The 20,133-nt window shown below is 58.1% G+C and carries 17 protein-coding genes; 10 read left to right on the top strand and 7 right to left on the bottom strand.

Translation table 11 applies throughout. The features are described 5' to 3' along the window. Both MMG91_RS27815 and MMG91_RS27810 read right to left on the bottom strand, forming a co-directional pair. A complete protein-coding gene (locus MMG91_RS27815) occupies positions 1–1,581 on the bottom strand; it encodes a phospholipase D family protein (RefSeq protein WP_305447417.1) in 1,581 nt (526 codons plus the stop codon). Positions 1,582–1,637: 56 nt separating this feature from the next. Continuing rightward, positions 1,638–3,059, bottom strand: coding sequence for a PLP-dependent aminotransferase family protein (locus MMG91_RS27810; RefSeq protein WP_305447416.1), 1,422 nt, complete (start codon positions 3,057–3,059; stop codon positions 1,638–1,640). A gap of 180 nt (positions 3,060–3,239) precedes the next feature. Here MMG91_RS27810 and MMG91_RS27805 point away from each other — a divergent pair, with 180 nt between their 5' ends. Beyond that, complete coding sequence (locus MMG91_RS27805) at positions 3,240–3,485, top strand: DUF1127 domain-containing protein (protein ID WP_305447415.1); 246 nt, start codon at positions 3,240–3,242, stop codon at positions 3,483–3,485. A gap of 124 nt (positions 3,486–3,609) precedes the next feature. On the opposite strand, the gene MMG91_RS27800 is transcribed toward MMG91_RS27805, so the two are convergent. Further along, on the bottom strand, positions 3,610–4,923 hold the full coding sequence (locus MMG91_RS27800; RefSeq protein WP_310661340.1) for an FAD-binding oxidoreductase: 1,314 nt from the start codon (positions 4,921–4,923) through the stop codon (positions 3,610–3,612). Positions 4,924–5,071: 148 nt separating this feature from the next. On the opposite strand from MMG91_RS27800, the gene MMG91_RS27795 reads away from it, so the two are divergent. Then, positions 5,072–5,425 (top strand): YkgJ family cysteine cluster protein, encoded by a 354-nt coding sequence (locus MMG91_RS27795; protein ID WP_305447413.1) that lies wholly within the window; start codon positions 5,072–5,074, stop codon positions 5,423–5,425. Positions 5,426–5,651: 226 nt separating this feature from the next. On the opposite strand, the gene MMG91_RS27785 is transcribed toward MMG91_RS27795, so the two are convergent. Then, positions 5,652–6,140, bottom strand: coding sequence for an Lrp/AsnC ligand binding domain-containing protein (locus tag MMG91_RS27785; protein ID WP_003177284.1), 489 nt, complete (start codon positions 6,138–6,140; stop codon positions 5,652–5,654). A 156-nt stretch (positions 6,141–6,296) separates the two neighbouring features. Between MMG91_RS27785 and dadA the strand changes: the two genes are divergently transcribed. From dadA to MMG91_RS27755, 6 genes are all read left to right on the top strand, one after another. After that, a complete protein-coding gene (gene dadA / locus MMG91_RS27780) occupies positions 6,297–7,601 on the top strand; it encodes a D-amino acid dehydrogenase (protein WP_305447412.1) in 1,305 nt (434 codons plus the stop codon). Then, the gene (locus MMG91_RS27775; protein ID WP_217856856.1) at positions 7,573–7,926 is read left to right on the top strand and encodes a RidA family protein; all 354 of its coding nucleotides are present in this window, start codon (positions 7,573–7,575) and stop codon (positions 7,924–7,926) included. Before dadA ends, MMG91_RS27775 begins: the two co-directional genes overlap by 29 nt. A gap of 98 nt (positions 7,927–8,024) precedes the next feature. Further along, complete coding sequence (gene alr / locus MMG91_RS27770; RefSeq protein WP_310661339.1) at positions 8,025–9,098, top strand: alanine racemase; 1,074 nt, start codon at positions 8,025–8,027, stop codon at positions 9,096–9,098. Between the two features lie 128 nt (positions 9,099–9,226). Then, positions 9,227–9,775 carry a cupin domain-containing protein gene (locus MMG91_RS27765; RefSeq protein ID WP_007894746.1) on the top strand — a complete coding sequence of 183 codons (549 nt, stop codon included), beginning with the start codon at positions 9,227–9,229 and terminating at the stop codon, positions 9,773–9,775. Between the two features lie 170 nt (positions 9,776–9,945). Then, complete coding sequence (locus MMG91_RS27760; RefSeq protein ID WP_310661338.1) at positions 9,946–10,371, top strand: c-type cytochrome; 426 nt, start codon at positions 9,946–9,948, stop codon at positions 10,369–10,371. Positions 10,372–10,505: 134 nt separating this feature from the next. Next, a complete protein-coding gene (locus MMG91_RS27755) occupies positions 10,506–12,428 on the top strand; it encodes an acetyl-CoA hydrolase/transferase C-terminal domain-containing protein (protein WP_310661337.1) in 1,923 nt (640 codons plus the stop codon). A 365-nt stretch (positions 12,429–12,793) separates the two neighbouring features. Here the strand turns inward: MMG91_RS27755 and MMG91_RS27750 are convergent, their stop codons facing one another. Next, a complete protein-coding gene (locus MMG91_RS27750; RefSeq protein ID WP_310661336.1) occupies positions 12,794–13,717 on the bottom strand; it encodes a hypothetical protein in 924 nt (307 codons plus the stop codon). Between the two features lie 458 nt (positions 13,718–14,175). On the opposite strand from MMG91_RS27750, the gene MMG91_RS27745 reads away from it, so the two are divergent. Then, on the top strand, positions 14,176–15,324 hold the full coding sequence (locus MMG91_RS27745) for a hypothetical protein (RefSeq protein ID WP_305447407.1): 1,149 nt from the start codon (positions 14,176–14,178) through the stop codon (positions 15,322–15,324). A 166-nt stretch (positions 15,325–15,490) separates the two neighbouring features. Here MMG91_RS27745 and MMG91_RS27740 read toward each other — a convergent pair whose 3' ends face one another. Then, complete coding sequence (locus tag MMG91_RS27740) at positions 15,491–16,063, bottom strand: xanthine phosphoribosyltransferase (protein ID WP_095052388.1); 573 nt, start codon at positions 16,061–16,063, stop codon at positions 15,491–15,493. 69 nt (positions 16,064–16,132) lie between these two features. Continuing rightward, positions 16,133–18,142, bottom strand: coding sequence for a DNA helicase Rep (gene rep / locus MMG91_RS27735; protein ID WP_305447406.1), 2,010 nt, complete (start codon positions 18,140–18,142; stop codon positions 16,133–16,135). Positions 18,143–18,405: 263 nt separating this feature from the next. On the opposite strand from rep, the gene MMG91_RS27730 reads away from it, so the two are divergent. Continuing rightward, a complete protein-coding gene (locus MMG91_RS27730) occupies positions 18,406–20,079 on the top strand; it encodes a bifunctional diguanylate cyclase/phosphodiesterase (RefSeq protein WP_310661335.1) in 1,674 nt (557 codons plus the stop codon). Positions 20,080–20,133: the final 54 nt, after the last annotated feature.

Raw genomic sequence — 20,133 nt, 5'->3', positions numbered from 1 at the left:
CTACAACATCCGCTCCAGGCCAACCATGCTGCTGAGCCATGAATTGAAGTGTCGCCACCAACCTCCCGGTTCTTTGGTCAATGTATGCTGCTTGCCGTCATCTTCGGTGACCCAGACGATCTGACCCTTTTCCAGTCGGACCTGATAGCTGAGGGCAGGCGCCATACCCTCCAGTGCCAGTTCGCGCACTCGCCCGGCGAGTTGCGGGTTATCCACCAATACCCCGACTTCGGTGTTCCACAGTACCGAGCGCGGGTCGAAATTGAACGAGCCGATGAAGGCTTTCTGTCGGTCGAAAATCATCGCCTTGCTGTGCAGGCTGGAGTCGGAGCCATGGGAGGAGTTGCTTCCGCTGTGAAACAGGCTCGGTCCGCTGCCGCTATCACCGTTGTCGCCGGGCTGGCGGCGTAATTCGAACAGCTGTACACCATGATCCAGCAAGGCTTTGCGATAAGGCGCGTAACCACCGTGCGTGGCCGGTACGTCGGTGGCTTCCAGTGAGTTGGTCAGCACACTGATCGATACGCCGGCATCGGCGCGACCGGTCAGGTAAACCAGCCCCGTTTGGCCGGGTACGAGGTAGGCCGAGACCATGATTAACTCTTGGCTGACCCCATTGAGCTCGGGCTCCAACTGGGTGGTCAGCAGCAAGTGCGGGTCAGGTTCGCCGTCGGACAGCACCTTGCTCGGTGCGTCCCACAACGCCTGGTTCCAGGCCCAGATCAGCTCACGGCGCCAGACGTCCAGGCGCGGGTGAGTGGTGTAGGCCATCAACTGCCGATAAAGCGCGTGATTCTGTTTGCGCGTTTCTTCCAAGGATTCGTCCAGTCGGGTCCGGGTATTTTTCAGATCCCTGGCTGTCGGCTTGGTCGAGAGAAACTGTTCGATCGGCTTGCTCAGGGCGCTGTTCCAGTATTGGTCGAAGCTGTGTCCCAACTGCTCTGCAACCGGGCCGACGCTGAGCATGTCGATGTCGGTGAAATTCAGGTTGGGCTCGGCATCGAAATACTCATCCCCCAAGTTACGCCCGCCAACGATCGCCGCGCTGTTGTCCGCCACCCACAGCTTGTTGTGCATGCGCCGGTGTTGCAGCGACAGGTTGAAGAACCGGCCCATCGTTCGCGTAACGACGGTGCTGCGGCCCAGGTGCAGCGGGTTGAACACGCGGATCTGAATCTTCGGGTGGGCGGCAAGGGTCGCGATGATCCGGTCCAGGCCATCACTGGTGGTGTCATCAAGCAGAATCCGTACTCGCACGCCGCGGTCGGCGGCCTTGAGCAGCTCGCTCACCAATATTCGTGTGCTGATGCCGTCATGGACGATGTAGTACTGCAGGTCGAGGCTGCTTTGAGCGTTGCGAATCAGCTCGGCGCGGGCGGTGAAGGCTTCGGCACTATCGGAGAGCAAGCGAAAGCCCGATTGGCCCTTATGGGGGGCAGCCTGTGCCTGGATTGAACGGCCGAACGCCGAATTGGCCGCCGGCAGGGCCTGGCTCGGTTCGCGAGGGACATTGAGTGTCGTACAGCCACCAAGGAGCGAGGCGAGTAACAGAAGAGCAAGCAGGGGCTGTCTGATTCTCACGGAGCGTATTCCGGATGGTGGCGGTTAGCATATGGACGCCGCATCCCGAAGAAAGGTCAGTCGGTTTCCGCCAGTAGTTTGATCGCTGTCGCTCCGACCTTGCGCACGGCTTCTTCGATCTGCGGGGTTGTTTTGGCAGCGTAGTTCATCCGCAGGCAATTGCGGTATTTGCCGGAGGCGGAAAAGATACTGCCGACCGCAATCTGGACGCCTTGATCATGCAGCGCACGATTGAGTTTCAGGGTGTCGAAGCCCTCGGGCAGTTCGACCCACAGCATGAAGCTGCCTTGCGGACGGCTGGCCCGGGTGCCGGCGGGAAAATAGCGGGTCACCCAGTCGATCATCGCGTCACGATTGCGCTGGTATTGCGTGCGCATCTTCCGCAAGTGCGGTTCGAAGTGCCCGGCCTTGAGAAATTCGGCAATCGCAATCTGCGGTTGCGGCGCGGTGGAGCCGGTGCTGATGTATTTCATGTGCAGCACCCGTTCCAGATAACGGCCCGGTGCGACCCAACCAATACGCAGGCCCGGTGCCAGGGTCTTGGAAAAAGAGCTGCAGAGCAGGACGCGGCCGTCTTCGTCGAAGGATTTGATCGTGCGGGGGCGAGGGTAGGTGTAGGCCAGTTCGCCATACACATCGTCCTCGATAATCGCCACGTCGAAACGCTGTGCGAGCGTCAACAGCGCGCGTTTGCGCGACTCCGGCATGATGTAGCCCAGCGGGTTGTTGCAGTTGGGGGTCAACTGTATGGCTTTGATCGGCCATTGCTCCAACGCCAGTTCCAAAGCATCGAGGCTGATGCCGGTGAGCGGGTCGGTGGGGATTTCCAGGGCTTTCATGCCCAGGCCCTTGAGCGTCTGCATGGCGCCGTGAAAGCTCGGAGAATCCACTGCGACGATATCACCCGGCTCGCAGATCGCGCGGACACTGGTGGACAGCGCTTCGTGGCAACCGGTGGTGATCACCAGATCGTTGGCACTCAACTGGCAACCGGAATCGAGCATCAGGCGAGCGATTTGCTCGCGCAATTCAAGGGTGCCGTAGATGTTGTCGTAATACAGACCGGGCATGTCCTGCCGACGGCTGATTCGCGCCAGGTTGCGCAGCAGCGGCTTCATGGTTGGCGTGGTGATGTCCGGCATGCCGCGACCCAGTTGCACTACGTCCTTGCGCGGTACGGCGCGGATCAGCTCCAGCACTTGATCCCACTGCGAAATATCCACCGGTCGTTGGGCTGGCCGGCCAACCACTGGCAACTCGGGCAGTTCACGACTTACGGGCACGAAGTAGCCGGACTTGGGTTTGGGCATCGCCAGACCAACGTCTTCCAGCACTCGATAGGCCTGCTGCACTGTGCTCAGGCTGACCCCGTGTTCGACACTCAGCGCCCGCACCGAGGGCAACCGGTCGCCGGGACGATAGAAGCCTTGTTCGATACGCGTGCCGAGCAACTCGGCGAGATTGACGTAGAGGGTCATGGCGCAGTCTCGGTGTGGAAAAATTCGGTTAACCAATACAGATGGGGCAAAAATATGTGATTCAGAGGCTGAAACGGAAAATCTGTATGGAATTAATACACCATCGTTGAATCTGTAATGTTTTTCGACGTCCGCGCATCATGAAAGCTCTGGCTACCCAAGTAAACAGGAGCGACGAAAATGAACGGCTTGAGCGATGTGCGGCTGACGTTACACAGTCAGGAACTGGCGGCAGGGCAAAAAAACGGCGCACGCGAGGCGGTCATGCGCAACGCACCGTCCGGCCTGGGTCGCTGGGGCCTGTTCTGGCATCGTCTGCACACGCGCAAGGCGTTGCTGGAGCTGACGCCGGAACAATTGAAAGACATCGGTTTGAGTCGGGCTCAGGCACGGGAGGAGGGGCTTAAACCCTTCTGGCGGATCTAGTACTGATTGTTGATCGTTCCCACGCTCTGCGTGGGAATGCCGCCCCCGGACGCTCCGCGTCCGTTGTGATGCAGAGCGTCACTGGATGCATTCCCACGCAGGAGCGAGGGAACGATCATCTTCCTCAAACCAACTCTTTAAGCCGATGCCACAACATCCCCAACGCCAATAACGGCGAACGCAAATGCTTGCCGCCCGGGAAAGTAATGTGTGGCACCTTGTCAAACAGATCGAAACCACCGCTCTGCTGACCGCTGATGGCCTCGGCCAACAACTTGCCCGCCAGATGCGTGGCGTTTACGCCATGGCCGGAATAGGCCTGAGCGTAATACACATTCGGCTGCTCCTTGAGCCGGCCGATCTGCGGCAGGCGATTGGCGCCAATGCCGATCATCCCGCCCCATTGATAGTCGATTTTCACCCCGGCGAGTTGCGGGAACACTGCCAGCATCTTCGGTCGCATGTACGCGGCGATGTCTTTCGGGTCGCGTCCTGAATAGTGGCAGGCGCCGCCGAACAGCAAACGTCGATCCGCCGAGAGTCGGTAGTAATCCAGCGCCACCCGTTGATCGCAGACCGCCATGTTTTGCGGCAACAGCGCGTGGGCCTGTTCTTCGCTCAAGGGTTGCGTGGCGATGATGTAACTGCCGGCGGGCAGCACCTTGCCGCCGAGTTGCGGATTGAGATCATTGAGGTAGGCGTTGCAACCCAGCACCAGCGTCTTGGCGCGAACCGAGCCCTGAGCGGTGTGGACCTTGATCTCGGGGCCGTAATCGATGCGGGTCACCGCCGATTGTTCGAACAGCTTCACGCCCAATTGTTGGGCGGCGGCCGCTTCGCCGAGTGCCAGGTTCAAGGGGTGCAGATGCCCGGAGCCCATGTCGATCAAGCCGCCGACATAGCGATCGGAACCCACCACGCTGTGCATTTCATTGGCTTGCAGCAGACGGGTTTCGTAACGGTACCCGAGGCTGCGCAGCTCGGTGGCGTCTTCGGCGAAGCCTTCCAGGTCGTGAGCGTTGTTGGCGAGGTCGCAGTAGCCCCAAGTCAGGTCGCAAGGGATCTGGAAACGCTCGATCCGCTGTCGGACGATTTCCACCGCTTCCAGGCCCATCAGTTTCATCTGACGCACACCGTCTGCACCGATCACGTTGGCGAACTGATCAAGGCCATGCCCGACGCCGCGAATCAATTGCCCACCATTACGTCCGCTGGCGCCCCAACCGATCTTGTGCGCTTCCAGCAGCACTACGCTGAATCCACGTTCGGCCAATTCGAGGGCAGTGTTCAGCCCGGAGAACCCGCCACCCACCACGCACACCTCCGCAACCAGCTCGCCTGTGAGCACCGCAAGATCGGGCTGCGGCAGGCTGCTGGCGGCGTAATAAGAGGCCGCGTGTTTATGGCTCGGGGCAGGTTGCTGAACGGGGGCGTTCATGTACGTCATCCTGAGTTCGTGTGTTTGAAAAAGTTGACGGAGCATAAGCCGCCGCTTCGGACACGGGCAACACCGGTCGGTTGGCGCTGTCTGGATCGGGGCTTTTGAGTCAGAATCCCAGTCTATTCCGCATTCGGTCACCGCTTCGATGAGTTGCAACAGTCAGAAAATTCGTACGCTGCGCCAGCAGATTCCCTCTTTCGAGTGTGTGCCCGGCTGCCATGACTGCTGTGGGCCGGTGACCACCTCGCCCGAAGAAATGTCCCGCCTGCCGCGCAAGACCCGCGCCGAGCAAGACGCGGCGATGGAGGAACTCAATTGCGTCCATCTGGGCCCTCACGGCTGCACGGTGTATGACGAACGACCACTGATCTGTCGGCTGTTCGGTACCACCAAGACCCTGCCATGCCCCAACGGGCGGCGACCGGTGGAGCTGATCCATCCGCGCGTCGAGAAGCAGATTCACGAATATATGGCCAGTACCCGACAGGTATTGGTGTAGGNCTGCCATGCCCCAACGGGCGGCGACCGGTGGAGCTGATCCATCCGCGCGTCGAGAAGCAGATTCACGAATATATGGCCAGTACCCGACAGGTATTGGTGTAGGGATGATCGTTCCCACGCTCTGCGTGGGAATGCCTCAACGGACGCTCCGCGTTCGGCTTCTGGGACGCAGAGCGTCCCGGGCTGCATTCCTTTGCTGCGCGTGGGAACGATCATTGTGAGCCTCAATCCGGAATCGGCAGACTCAAGCTCTCTTTCACTTCTTCCATCACGATATAGCTCTTGGATTCGCGCACATGTGGCAGCTTGAGCAGGATGTCGCCCAGCAGTTTGCGGTACGAGGCCATCTCGGAAATCCGTGCTTTCACCAGGTAATCGAAGTCGCCTGACACCAAATGGCATTCCAGTACGTGGGGCAGTTTCAGCACCGCGCGTCGGAACTCTTCGAAAGTATCGCCGGATTTGTAGTCGAGGCTGATCTCGACGAACACCAGCAGGCTACCCTTGAGGTGCTGCGGATTCAGGCGGGCGTTGTAGCCCATGATGATCCCTTCGCGCTCCAGTCTCCGTACCCGCTCGGTGCAGGGCGTGGTGGAGAGGCCGACCTTTTCCCCCAGTTCGGTGAAGGAAATACGCCCGTCCGCTTGCAGGATCCGCAGGATGTTGCGGTCGATCTTGTCCAGCTCACGTTTGGTCTGAGTGTTGGTCCGCATAGGGGATGCGCCTCCGTGAAAAGGGTTTTTGCCGAGAATTGTCGCCAAATATAGGCACTTATATAGTGAAAAGCACTGGCTAATCTTTTTTAAACTGCCCACATCTTCGGTCTGCACAATAAACGTCAGCGGTAAGCCGCGATGAGGGATATGAAAATGCGCGTTCTGGTCTTGGGTAGCGGCGTCATCGGTACCGCCAGTGCCTATTATCTGGCACGGGCCGGCTTTGAAGTGACGGTCGTGGACCGTCAACCAGCGCCGGCCATGGAAACCAGTTTCGCCAACGCCGGGCAGGTTTCGCCGGGTTATGCCTCGCCGTGGGCCGCGCCGGGCGTGCCGCTCAAAGCCATCAAGTGGCTGTTGCAGCGTCACGCACCATTGGCGATCAAGGCCACCGCCGACATCGACCAATACCTGTGGATGGCGCAGATGCTGCGCAACTGCACCGCCAGCCGTTATGCGGTGAACAAGGAGCGCATGGTGCGTCTGTCTGAGTACAGCCGTGACTGCCTCGACGAATTGCGCGCCGAAACCGGCATTGCCTACGAAGGCCGCAGCCTCGGTACAACCCAACTGTTCCGCACCCAGGCGCAGCTCGATGGCGCCGCCAAAGACATCGCCGTGCTGAAAGAGTCCGGCGTGCCGTTCGAACTGCTCGATCGCGCTGGCATTGCCCGGGTCGAACCGGCCCTGGCCAGTGTCACCGACATCCTCGCCGGTGCCTTGCGCCTGCCGAATGACCAGACCGGCGACTGCCAGATTTTCACCACCCGCCTGGCCGAAATGGCCACGAAACTCGGTGTGGAATTCCGTTTTGGCCAGGACATTCAGCGCCTCGACTTCGCCGGTGATCGCATCAACGGTGTATGGATCGACGGCAAGCTGGAAACTGCCGACCGCTACGTGCTGGCGTTGGGCAGCTACTCGCCGCAACTGCTCAAGCCGTTGGGCATCAGGGCTCCGGTGTATCCGCTCAAGGGTTACTCGCTGACCGTGCCGATCATCAACCCGGCGATGGCCCCGACGTCGACCATTCTCGACGAGACCTACAAGGTCGCGATCACCCGTTTCGACAACCGCATCCGCGTCGGCGGCATGGCTGAAATTGCCGGTTTTGACCTGTCATTGAATCCACGTCGGCGTGAAACCCTGGAGATGATCGTCAACGACCTTTATCCTCAGGGTGGCAATCTGGCCGAGGCGAGTTTCTGGACCGGCCTGCGTCCGACCACCCCGGACGGCACCCCGATTGTCGGTGCGACGCCGTTCAAAAACCTGTTCTTGAATACGGGCCACGGCACACTCGGCTGGACCATGGCCTGTGGCTCCGGTCGTTTGCTGGCCGATCTGATGGCGAAGAAAACGCCGCAGATCAGCGCCGAAGGCCTCGATATTTCCCGTTATGGCAACAAACTTCAGGAGTCCGCAAAACATGTCAATCCAGCGCCAGCTCACCAATGAGCGCATGAGCCAGATCGTTGTCCACAACAGTACCGTGTATCTGGCAGGGCAGGTCGGCGATGACATGAGCGCCGGGATTGAACAGCAGACCCGTGAAACCCTCGCCAACATCGAGCGTTTACTGGATCTGGCCGGGACCGACAAGAACCGTCTGCTGTCGGTGACGATTTACCTGAAAGATATCGATGCGCACTTCGAAGGCATGAATTCGGTGTGGGACCAGTGGCTGCCAAAAGGCGTCGCCCCGGCCCGCGCTACCGTTGAATCGAAGCTGTGCGAACCGCAAATCCTGGTTGAGCTGTCGGTTGTTGCCGCGCTGCCATAACGCTCAGCCAGAAAGATCCCTCTCCCGGTGCTGTTGGCGGTTCACGCTGTCAGCCAGCGCCGGTTTTTTTTCAAATGACCGACTAGAAGTCTGCCGCCATGCGTCCAGCCCGTGCCCTGATCGACCTTCAAGCCCTGCGCCACAACTACCGGATCGCCCGTGAAGTCACTGGTGCCCGTGCCCTCGCGGTGATCAAGGCCGATGCCTATGGCCATGGCGCGGTACGTTGCGCCCAGGCGCTGGAAGCCGAGGCGGACGGGTTTGCCGTGGCGTGCATCGAAGAAGCGTTGGAGCTGCGTGCAGCCGGCATTCGTGCACCCGTATTGCTGCTGGAAGGTTTTTTCGAAGCCGATGAGCTGTCGCTGATTGTCGAGCATGACTTCTGGTGCGTGGTGCATTCGCTGTGGCAACTCGAAGCCATCGAAGAAGCCGCGCTGAGCAAACCGATCACGGTCTGGCTCAAGCTCGACTCGGGCATGCATCGGGTTGGCCTGCACCCGGCGGATTACCAGGCGGCCTATCAACGGCTGCTGGCCAGCGGCAAAGTGGCGAAGATCGTGCTGATGAGTCACTTCGCCCGCGCCGATGAGCTGCACTGCCAGGCCAGCGCCGAGCAGGTCGCGGTGTTCGAGGCGGCGCGTCAGGGGTTGTCGGCCGAAATCAGTCTGCGTAATTCGCCGGCGGTGCTCGGTTGGCCGCAGATTCCCAGCGATTGGGTGCGCCCGGGCATCATGCTCTACGGCGCGACGCCTTTCGAAGAGGCCAATGCCGTGGCGTCCCGCCTGCAACCGGTGATGACCCTGGAATCGAAAGTGATTTGCGTGCGTGAACTGCCGGCCGGCGAGCCGATTGGTTACGGCGCAAAATTCATCACACCCAAGCCGATGCGCGTGGGCGTGGTGGCGATGGGTTATGCCGACGGGTACCCGCGTCAGGCACCGACCGGTACGCCCGTGATGGTCGCCGGGCAGCGCAGCCAGTTGATTGGTCGCGTATCGATGGACATGCTCTGCGTCGACCTGACTGACGTGCCGCAAGCCGGTCTTGGTTCGCCCGTTGAGTTGTGGGGTAAAAACATCCTCGCCAGTGACGTTGCGACGGCTGCGGGCACGATTCCTTACCAGATCTTCTGCAACCTGCGTCGAGTGCCGCGGCTCTATTCCGGGGCCTGACGAATCACGTGCCCGACCGAAAGTCGCTTCGCCAAACAGGATTCAGGCCCAAGTGTTGTAAATACTGAACGCTGTCGCCATGATAACGCTCAATATTCCTGCAACCTGAATCCCTGGAGGCTCCAGCATTGGACGTCGGTGAACGACTGCAATCGATCCGTAAGCTCAAAGGTCTTTCCCAGCGTGAGCTCGCCAAACGCGCGGGTGTTACCAACAGCACCATTTCGATGATCGAGAAGAACAGCGTCAGCCCCTCGATCAGTTCGCTGAGGAAGGTACTGGGCGGGATTCCCATGTCCATGGTCGAGTTCTTTTCCGAAGAAATCCTGCAGGAAAAACCGACTCAGATCGTCTACAAAGCCCACGAGCTGATCGATATTTCCGATGGGGCAGTGACCATGAAACTGGTCGGCCGGGCTCACCCGAGCCGGGCTATCGCATTCCTCAACGAAATCTACCCGCCAGGCGCCGACACCGGTGACGAGATGCTCACCCATGAGGGCGAGGAAACCGGGATTCTGGTGGAGGGGCGACTGGAACTTGTGGTCGGGCTCGAAACATTTGTGCTCGAAGCTGGCGATAGCTACTACTTTGAAAGTACCAAGCCGCATCGCTTCCGTAATCCGTTCGATGCCCCGGCGCGACTAATCAGCGCAGCTACCCCAGCGAATTTCTAAGAGAAGAGGCGTCCTGCCCGGATTGTGGAGACGCCCATGCTGTATTCCCATCCCACGACAAGACCCCTTCGACTTTGGGGTTGTTTCAGTGTGGCGGGCTTACCGCTATACTTGCGCCCGCCTGCGAACCGTGGCCGTGGGCGTGACTAGCCACCATTGAGGGTGAACGCGTGAATCTAATTATGAAAATGCTGGCCGTACCAGCAACCGTATTGGCCCTTTGGGCAGTCAGCGCACAAGCAGCGACCAACGACGATATTGCTAAACGTCTTGAACCTGTCGGCCAGGTCTGTGTGCAGGGCAAAGAGTGCAAGGGAATGGAAGTCGCTGCTTCTGCGGGTGGTGGTGATGCCAAAACCCCTGACTCAGTGATTGCAAAACATTGCAACGCTTGCCACGGCACCGGCCTGTTGGGCGCACCGAAAATCGGTGATGCTGCAGCCTGGGGCGAGCGCGCCGAGAAAGAAGGCGGTCTTGACGGCTTGCTGGCGAAAGCAATCTCCGGCATCAACGCGATGCCACCCAAAGGCACCTGCGCCGACTGCTCTGATGACGATCTCAAGGGCGCCATCCAGAAAATGTCTGGCCTGAAATAAGCCTTCATTTTCAGCGAAAAGCCGCTTTCGAGCGGCTTTTTTGTGCCTGCGATTTTCCCCGGAGGCTATGCTTTGCAGCAAAGACCCGGCAAGCTCAGTCCAACCCCAATTCATGGAACGGGCGGGAGTAGCAGATGGTGCAGTTGTGTTCTATCGAGAAGGCGGTCGATGACGTTCTGGCGCGGTTGCCGGCGCACATTCACATGGGATTGCCACTGGGGTTGGGCAAACCCAACCACTTCGTCAACGCGCTGTATCAACGGATCGCGCAACTGCCCGAGCGGCAACTGACGATTTACACCGCCCTGTGCCTCGGACGCCCGCCATTGGGCGATGGCTTGCAAAAGCGCTTCCTCGAACCCTTCATCGAGCGGGTGTTCGGCGATTATCCGGAGCTGGATTTTCTCGCCGACCTGCATCGCGACAGCCTGCCGGCCAACATTCACGTCCATCAATTCTTCCTGCAGCCAGGCAGCCTGCTTAACAGCGCATCGGCCCAGCAGGATTACGTCAGCAGCAATTACAGCCACGCCGCGCGAGACATCAATACCGCTGGTTTGAATCTGGTGGCGCAACTGGTGGCCGGCCATGCCGAGCATCCCGATCGCCTGAGCCTGAGCTGCAACCCGGACATCACCCTCGACCTGTTGCCGATGATCGCCAAACGCCGGGCGGCGGGGGAGACGATCCTGATGGTGGGTCAGGTGCACAACGATTTGCCGTACATGCCTGGCGATGCGGAAGTCGGCATCGATACCTTCGACCTGCTGATCGATGCGAAGGACAACACCACGTTGTTCTCCACGCCGAACATGCCGGTGGGTTTCCAGGATCACTTCATCGGCCTGCACGCCAGCACGCTGGTGCGCGACGGCGGCACCTTGCAGATTGGCATCGGCGCCATGGGCGATGCCCTGACGGCAGCGTTGCTGGCGCGGCAGGCTGACAGTGACGGTTACAAGGCGTTGCTGGCGGATCTGAATCTCAGCCAGTGGGCACAATTGATTGAGCGCGAAGGAGGCATCGAACCGTTCGCCAAGGGCCTTTACGGTTGCAGCGAAATGTTCGTCAACGGCTTGCTGGTGTTGGCGGATGCCGGGATCGTGCGGCGCAAGGTTTACCCGGACGTGCCGACCCAGCAACAGGCGAATGCCGGCACGCTGGATGAGACCGCACAAACCGACGGGATCTGCGTGCATGGCGGATTTTTCCTCGGGCCGCGCAGTTTCTATGAACGCCTGCGGGAGATGCCCCAAGGCAAACGGCTCGAATTCAACATGACCCGCATCAGTTACATCAACGAGCTCTACGGTCAGGAAGAACTCAAACGCTTGCAGCGCCTCGATGCGCGCTTCATCAACACTGTCTTCACCATGACCCTGCTCGGCGCCGGCGTGGCCGATCAACTTGAAGACGGGCGGGTGCTGAGCGGCGTCGGCGGGCAATACAACTTTGTCGTCCAGGGCCATGCGCTGGAAGGCGCGCGTTCGATTCTGCTGCTGCGCAGTTGGCGCGAGTCGGGCGGTGAAGTCAGTTCGAACATCGTCTGGGAATACGGCCACTGCACGATCCCACGGCACCTGCGGGACATCGTCGTCACCGAGTACGGCATCGCCGATTTGCGCGGTAAGACCGATGCGGCAGTGATCGAGGCGTTGCTGAATATCAGCGACTCACGTTTCCAGTCGGGGCTGATCGAGCAGGCGCAGAGCGTTGGCAAATTGCCGAAGCATTTCCGACTCGATCCGCGTTTCGCCGACAACAGCCCACAGCGTTTGCAGGCCATTCAGGCGCGGCATTCGAATCTGTTTCCGGAATATCCGCTGGGCTGTGATTTCACCGCTGAGGAACGGGACTTATTGCGGGCGCTGAACTGGTTGAAGAGCAAGTTCAAGCTCACGGAGATTCTGGAGCTGGGCAAGGCGGCGCTGGATGCGCCAGCGGCTTCGGAGTTTCCGGCGCATCTGGAGCGGATGCAGCTGACGAAACCGGAGGGTTTGAAAGAGGATTTGTTTCAGCGGTTGTTGCTCACTGGCCTGAAGGCCACTGTGCAGTAACGGCCACCACAAAAACCTGTGGGAGCGGGCTTGCCCGCGATATAGGAGTCAGCTCGAAGTGCCTGTTTAAAGGTGTTTAGAGTCATCATGTTGGCGGAACTGGCAGTGAATAGGATGCTGGATAACGTCAAGGTGTCCAAGTAACCAGCGGGAAACCGTGTAATCGTTCATCGCGAGCAGGCTCGCCCCTATTCGGATCTCCAGAGAACACAAATTTTGTGTCCGGCGAACATCCAAAGTAGGAGTGGGCTTGCCCGCGATAGCGATGTATTCAGCAACGCAGGGGGGGCGCACATGCGCAGGCGTTGTTGCGACAGAGATATAGAACAGATGTTTTTAACGTTATCGGGTTGCTACTGAATTAACTAGTGTATTGGGTTTACGTTCACGGAAGGGCTAAGGAAGTCTATGTGGTAACCGGAAGATCCATCACCAATGGCTAAATGAACCCCGCTGATGCCTTCATTCATTTGTGAGTTGATCTTGTAATCAATATTTGATGCGATAGCCTCGTTTACCCCGATGGCGAACTCCGTCAGTTGAAGTCCACGAGAACCAGCCGCAAGATCCAGAAGCTTTATGTGCTCCTCGTTTTTTACCTTTAGTGAAGTGATGGTGTTGTCTTTTATTGATAAGAGTGCACCTTCTTCCGAAATTCGATCACTCAGCCATCTAAGAGAGGTTTTCAAACCCTCTGGCAGTATCGGATTAGGTTTTCTAAGTACTGTTAATATTCCCGCGATTTTTAATGTGCCGGTAAAAGAAAACGGACAGGGCTCCTGTGGGTTCATGTGTGCGTAATGAACTTCAAAAAACTCTGCCACGGACTGAACAAAATCGTGAGACACGTCTTCGGCAAGTAGTGCGTAAGGCTGGGCGTGCGGAGAAACCGAGACCTGCGCATCGGCGTCGTTACCAGACAGGAGAAATGACTCATTTGAATTGAGCATGTTTAACACGGATCGCTGTGTACATAAGGCATGTTCAAAATTGCAGCTCAGCAAAAGCTTCAGGCTATAAAGCGCCGCAGCTACAGTGGGCTCGAACACTTGAGTTGCGCAGAAAACGCTTTTCTTGCTCTCCGTGTTTTTTGCTAGCTCAAACGTCATTTTTGCAGCGTCGTTGCTAAAAGAAAAAACAACACTGTTTTTTGGTAATTTCTCTAGCTTTGAAATATTGGCCGTATTGAACCCTAGAAGCGCACATTCTCTGAGGAAGTCCTCTGAGTCCGCAATGATTGATAATTCCTCATGGCCGAAGAGTGTCGATATTCTATTCGGTGGTGACATAAAATCCTCCTGTTTTTTTCCAATGTGCGGCAAAAATGCTTGCCGCACATTGGTATTATTTACTCTTCTGTGTGAGCCCAAGCCAACGGAGCCCACCCAAAATTATCCGGACCAGAAGTGATCCGGTTAAGCTTTTCTTTGACGATTTTTTCATTTTTCATCTGATCATCCTTTTTCATTTTTTGGTTTTTCTCCCTGAATTGCTTGGGAGTGGAATGATTAATACAGAATTTTCTAATGTGTTAAATGATTTGTTGGGCGATTTTTAGAATAAATTTATCGGCCAAGGTTTTCGGAAGGTTTAATTCGGTTATTTGCGTGGGGTGCATCTGTAGTCTTGTTCTGAAAATCCGATGTCTGCCATTTTTTTTGTTGTGGTAGTTGATCGTTTGTCGTTAGGTTTATTTATGGATTTGCTTTCCTGGCTCGATATTCAACTGTAGATTGAGGGTTATATAGTGCGCGCATCAAAGAAATACCTGACAGATACTTCTGTCCATCAGGCCCTGTTACTGGTTGATCTAACCGAAACTAACGATCCCGACCACGCCGTCCGACTGCTGCTAAATGAAATTCTCCAAGGACTCTCTGAAAAAGGTTGGCCCCAAGCGCAGATACAAACCGGGCCGAGGATTGTGTCTGCTGAAGAAAATTACGGTTTGCTCGGTTATGACCCGGCAGAGGTTACGCTTGGGAGTGAACACACCCGTTGGGTCGATGAGTGCTCGCTGTTGCGAACACAAACCACCAGCCAGATTCCGGCAGCGCTTCAGCGAGCGGCTCAGGTGCGGCAGCCGGGGCAGACGATATTGCTGGCAGCACCAGGTATTACTTTCCGTCGTGATAGTCGGGATCGTTGGCATTGCGCTGAACCGCATCAAATGGATATTTGGGTGCTGGGTGATCCGGAACTGGCAACGCACGAACATCTGTTGCGTTTGGTCGGCGATATCCTTAAGTCCGCCGTTCCTGATAAACGTTGGGTCTACAGTGACAGTCCGCATCACTACACGGAAGGCGGAATCGAAGTGAATGTCTTGAATGATGGGGCTCCGGTTGAGGTGCTGGAGTGTGGTCGTATTGCGAGGTCTTTGTTGGAGCGCTTGAACATAGACCCGCTGCATCATGGAGGGTTGGCGCTCGGGATGGGGCTGGATCGCCTGACGATGTTGCGAAAAGGCATTCCGGATATTCGCTTGCTGCGCGATCAGAACGTGCGAGTGCAGGCGCAGATGTATGATCTGAATCCATGGACGGCGGTATCTCGTTTGCCGTCGATTGCTCGTGACATTTCGTTGGCGGTAACGCCGGGCCTGAGCGAGGAAGTGCTGACCGAAAGAATGTTGCAGGCGGCCGGCGACTGCTCTGACTGGATCGAGGAGATGCAAGTCCAGGGACGGTGGGAGTTCTCGGAATTACCCGCGCAGGCAATTGAGCGGCTTGGGCTGCTGCCGGGCCAGGAAAATGTGCTTTTACGCGTGGTGCTGCGCGATTGTTCGCGATCAATCACCACCGCTGAGGCGAACGCCTTGTATGCGGACATTCAAGCGGCGATGCATGAAGGAGCGCCTGGGGCGGGTTACAGAATGGACCTGCCAAAGGCTTGAACCGAAGTGTCTGAGTAATCACTGAATAGCCGCGTTATCGTTCATCGTCGGAACGCCGCCCGGAGCAAGCTCCTCCCACAGTTGACCTAGTTGACCGAGTGACCGAGCGGACGCGGTTTAATGTGGGAGTGAGCAGGCTCGCTCCCACGGAAAATGCGGTGTGGCTTCAGTCGATGAAGGTTACAACGCCATCCTTCAGCGACTGCACCCGAGCCAACGATTCAACGCGATAACCTTGGGCATCCAGTTCCGCACGGCCGCCCTGAAACGACTTCTCGATCACAATACCCAAGCCTGCAACGGTCGCGCCGGCCTGTTTGATGATCGAGATCAGCGCTTGCGAGGCCTTACCGTTGGCCAGGAAGTCGTCGATGATCAACACGCGGTCGCTGCTGGTGAGGTGGCGCGGAGAGATCGCCACCGTGCTTTCGGTCTGCTTGGTGAACGAGTAAACGGTCGCCGACAGCAGGTTTTCAGTCAGGGTCAGGGACTGATGCTTGCGGGCGAAAATCACCGGTACGCCAAGGTTCAGGCCGGTCATGATTGCCGGGGCAATGCCCGAGGCTTCAATGGTGACGATCTTGGTGATGCCCGAGTCCTTGAATAGCGTGGCGAATTCGTCGCCGATCAGCTTCATCAGGGCAGGGTCGATCTGGTGGTTCAGAAAGGCGTCGACTTTCAGGACCTGGTCGGAAAGCACGATGCCTTCTTCGCGAATTTTCTTGTGCAGTGCTTCCATGAAGCTTTCCTCTACTGGCGCCTTGGGCGCCTAGCTTGTAAAAAGTGTTCGGTTAGAAAGTAGGCAATTCTAGCGCTTCAACATCGCGCGTATATCCGCCAATGCGGTATTGCCGCGAACCGCTTTGACTTCGGTCGGGGTGTCGTCGTTGCCTTCCCAGGCCAGGTCGTCCGGCGGCAATTCATCGAGGAAACGGCTGGGCGCGCAGTCGATGATCTCGCCGTATTGCTTACGCTTGGCGGCGAAGGTGAACGCCAACGTCTGACGCGCTCGGGTAATCCCGACGTAGGCCAGGCGACGTTCCTCTTCGATGGTGTCGGCTTCGATGCTGGAGCGGTGCGGGAGAATTTCCTCCTCCATGCCCATGATGAACACGTAGGGAAATTCCAGACCCTTGGAGGCGTGCAAGGTCATCATCTGCACGCCTTCGGCACCGTCTTCCTCTTCCTGCTGACGTTCCAGCATATCGCGCAGAACGAGTTTGCCGATGGCGTCTTCGACGGTCATCTCGCCTTCTTCGTCTTTCTCCAGGGTGTTCTTCAACGCCTCGATCAGGAACCAGACGTTACCCATGCGGTAATCGGCGGCCTTGTCGCTGGAGCTGTTGGTGCGCAACCAGTTCTCGTAGTCGATGTCCATGACCATGCTGCGCAGGGCGGAGATCGGGTCTTCGCCGGCGCACTGCTCGCGGACCTTGTCCATGAAACGCTTGAAGCGCGACAGTCGATCGGTGAAGCGCGTGTCCAGATGCTCACCCAAACCGATTTCGTCGGTGGCGGCGTACATCGAGATTTTTCGCTCGGTGGCGTAGTTGCCCAGCTTCTCCAGCGTGGTCGAACCGATCTCCCGGCGTGGGACGTTGATCACCCGCAGGAAGGCGTTATCGTCGTCCGGGTTCACGATCAATCGGAAGTAGGCCATCAGGTCTTTCACTTCCTGACGTCCGAAAAAGCTGTTGCCGCCGGACAGGCGATACGGAATCTGGTGGTGCTGCAGCTTCAGCTCGATCAGCTTGGCTTGATAGTTGCCGCGATACAGGATCGCAAAATCGCTGTATGGCCGATCCGTGCGCAGGTGCAGGGTCAGCAGTTCCACGGCCACGCGCTCGGCTTCGGCGTCTTCGTTGCGGCAACGGATCACACGGATTTCGTCGCCGTGGCCCATCTCACTCCACAGTTGCTTTTCGAACTCGTGCGGATTGTTGGCGATCAGGACGTTGGCGCAACGCAGGATGCGGCTGGTGGAGCGGTAGTTCTGCTCGAGCATGACCACTTTCAGGGACGGGTAATCGTCCTTGAGCAGCATCAGGTTTTCCGGACGGGCGCCGCGCCAGGCGTAGATCGACTGGTCGTCGTCGCCCACCACGGTGAATTGGTTGCGTTTACCGATCAGCAGTTTCACCAGCAAATACTGGCTGGCGTTGGTGTCCTGGTATTCGTCCACCAACAGGTAGCGGACCTTGTTCTGCCATTTTTCCAGGATATCGTCGTGTTCCTGGAACAGTTTTACCGGCAACAGGATCAGGTCGTCGAAGTCCACCGCGTTGAACGCCTTGAGCGTGCGCTGGTAGTGGGTGTAGACGATGGCGGCGGTCTGTTCCTTGGGGTTGCGCGCGTTTTCCAGGGCTTCGGGTGGCAGGATGAGGTCGTTTTTCCACGAGCCGATCATGTTCTTGATCTCGTCGACGCCGTCGTCGCCCGAGTATTCCTTCTGCATGATGTCGGTCATCAGGGCTTTGACGTCGGTCTCGTCGAAAATCGAGAAGCCCGGTTTATAGCCCAGCCGCACATGTTCCTTGCGGATGATGTTCAGGCCCAGGTTGTGGAAGGTGCAGACCGTCAGGCCGCGGCCTTCGCCGCCCTTGAGCAGTGTGCCGACCCGTTCCTTCATCTCGCGCGCGGCCTTGTTGGTAAAGGTCATGGCGACAATGTATTGGGCGCGGATGCCACAGCTCTGGATCAGATGCGCAATTTTGCGGGTGATCACGCTGGTCTTGCCGGAGCCTGCGCCGGCGAGCACCAAAAGAGGGCCGCCGACGTAGCTCACGGCTTCTTGCTGCCGGGGATTGAGTCGGGACATACGAAATCAGGGAGTCATTAGCGAAATGGGCCGGCATTTTAACAGGCTCAGCGAATTGTGCTGCTCTCTTCGACTTGTGACGCAACACGCGATCTCTATTTGCCGGTTTTGATACTTTCACGCAGGATGCGTAGTGAATTTGCGTCTAATGTTCCTATTCGAGACGCAAAACCCGTGTTTGATAACCGATGTCATTTGGTCATCGGTTATCCGCGCGGCATAATGCCCGCCGCCTACATCTTTGCAGAGTCTAGGGAGCTAGCTTGTCTACGCCTGTCGAACCCTTGCGTTTGCTGCTGTTGGCCGAAGAGCCAGCGTGGGCAGCGTTGTTGCGCGAGTGTCTGGCTCCGATGGGGAGTTCGGCGGTGCTGCTCAGCGCGCCGAGCTGGGAGTCGGTCAGCAGCCTGTTCGATGACAACCGCAGCGCGGTGTTATTGACGATTCCCGCTCTCCAGCCAGCCCCCGGCCGTTGCAACCTGCCGACCGTGTTGCTGCTCGAACACGAGCCGCTGGCGCCACCCGACGGTGTGAGCGACTGGCTGGTGCGCGATCTGCTGGATTCCGGCATGTTGCGCCGCTGCCTGCGCCATGTGCGTGAGCGCGGTGTGCTGGAAAACACCTTGCAGCGCCTGGCTGAACAGGACCCGTTGACCGGTATCGCCAACCGTCAGGGGTTCCAGACCTTGCTGGCGGCGCGTCTGGCGGAAAACGACGGCCGTGGTCTGGCCCTCGGTCACCTCGATCTCGATAATTTTCGACACGCCAACGACGCGCTCGGTCATCAGGCCGGCGACCGGTTGATCCTGCAAGTGGTCTCGCGGCTGAAAAGCCAGCTGGAGGCCAGCGATCAATTGGCGCGGCTGGGCAGCGATGAATTCGCCCTGCTGATCGACACCCGCCGCGCCCCTCAGCGCGCCGAATGGATGGCTGAACGTATTACCGAAGCCCTGTCCGAACCCTATTGGATCGATGGCGAAAGTCTGTTGATCGGTTCCAGCCTCGGCATTGCCCACGCACGAGCCCAGGCCGGTGCCGACCCGTTGATGTGGCACGCGCACATCGCCATGCAGCAAGCCAAGAGCACTCAGGGCTGCACCTTTCACATCTTCAACGAACGGATCAATCGCAATGCCCGCAGCATCGCCGATCTTGAAAGCGAGCTGCGCCGGGCCTTGCGTCGCGATGAGCTGGAGCTGCATTACCAGCCACGACTGAACCTTGAAGACGGCCAGATCGTCGGCCTCGAAGCCTTGGTGCGCTGGCGTCATGGCGAACGCGGTTTGCTGCCTCCCAGTGAATTCGTGCCGCTGGCCGAGCAAAGCGGCTTGATCGTGCCGCTGGGTTACTGGGTGATTTCCCGGGCCCTGCGGGACATGCAAGCGTTGCGCGAACGAGGCCTGCCGGCGCTGCACATGGCAATCAACCTGTCGTTCCGGCAGTTTCAGGACAGCCAATTACTGACGACCCTGAGCCGGCTGATTGCCGAGCGAGGCGTCGAGGCTCAATGGCTGGAATTCGAACTGACCGAAACCGCGGTGATGCGTCGCAGCGATCTGGTCAAGCAGACCATGGACGCCCTCGGGCGCCTCGGCGTGCGCTTCTCGCTGGACGATTTCGGCACCGGGTTCTCTTCGTTCGTGCACCTCAACAGCCTGCCGATTGCCTTGTTGAAGGTCGACAAGAGCTTTGTCGGCGGCATGGAGGAACGGGAAGAGAATCGCAAACTGGTCCACGCGATGATCAACTTGGCGCACAACCTCAACCTCGAAGTGGTCGCCGAAGGTGTGGAAACACCGGAGCAACTGGATTTGTTGCGCGGCTTTGGTTGCGATCAGGTGCAGGGATATCTGATCAGCAAGCCGTTGCCGTTGGCGGAACTGGTTGAGTATTTGACCTTCGGCAGCAACCAGCAGCCCGCACTGGAAGTCGTGGTTTAACAGCCACCACGACCCCTGTAATTGAATGGACTCGCCCACGCCGAGGCGTCTATG

The organism is Pseudomonas sp. JL3, assembly GCF_031570575.1.
Taxonomy (GTDB): Bacteria; Pseudomonadota; Gammaproteobacteria; order Pseudomonadales; family Pseudomonadaceae; genus Aquipseudomonas; species Aquipseudomonas cucumis.
The sequence above is the reverse complement of the archived record's forward strand: the minus strand, read 5'-3'. Positions and strand labels throughout refer to the sequence as shown.

What these genes read in the sequence shown, in the direction of transcription:
- MMG91_RS27810 (WP_305447416.1), bottom strand. Translation starts at nt 3,059, where the DNA reads ATGACCCTCTACGTCAATCTCGCCGAGTTGCTCGGCACGCGTATCGAA.
- MMG91_RS27805 (WP_305447415.1), top strand. Translation starts at nt 3,240, where the DNA reads ATGAACGGCTTGAGCGATGTGCGGCTGACGTTACACAGTCAGGAACTG.
- MMG91_RS27800 (WP_310661340.1), bottom strand. Translation starts at nt 4,923, where the DNA reads ATGAACGCCCCCGTTCAGCAACCTGCCCCGAGCCATAAACACGCGGCC.
- MMG91_RS27795 (WP_305447413.1), top strand. Translation starts at nt 5,072, where the DNA reads ATGAGTTGCAACAGTCAGAAAATTCGTACGCTGCGCCAGCAGATTCCC.
- MMG91_RS27785 (WP_003177284.1), bottom strand. Translation starts at nt 6,140, where the DNA reads ATGCGGACCAACACTCAGACCAAACGTGAGCTGGACAAGATCGACCGC.
- dadA (WP_305447412.1), top strand. Translation starts at nt 6,297, where the DNA reads ATGCGCGTTCTGGTCTTGGGTAGCGGCGTCATCGGTACCGCCAGTGCC.
- MMG91_RS27775 (WP_217856856.1), top strand. Translation starts at nt 7,573, where the DNA reads ATGTCAATCCAGCGCCAGCTCACCAATGAGCGCATGAGCCAGATCGTT.
- alr (WP_310661339.1), top strand. Translation starts at nt 8,025, where the DNA reads ATGCGTCCAGCCCGTGCCCTGATCGACCTTCAAGCCCTGCGCCACAAC.
- MMG91_RS27755 (WP_310661337.1), top strand. Translation starts at nt 10,506, where the DNA reads ATGGTGCAGTTGTGTTCTATCGAGAAGGCGGTCGATGACGTTCTGGCG.
- MMG91_RS27750 (WP_310661336.1), bottom strand. Translation starts at nt 13,717, where the DNA reads ATGTCACCACCGAATAGAATATCGACACTCTTCGGCCATGAGGAATTA.
- MMG91_RS27740 (WP_095052388.1), bottom strand. Translation starts at nt 16,063, where the DNA reads ATGGAAGCACTGCACAAGAAAATTCGCGAAGAAGGCATCGTGCTTTCC.
- rep (WP_305447406.1), bottom strand. Translation starts at nt 18,142, where the DNA reads ATGTCCCGACTCAATCCCCGGCAGCAAGAAGCCGTGAGCTACGTCGGC.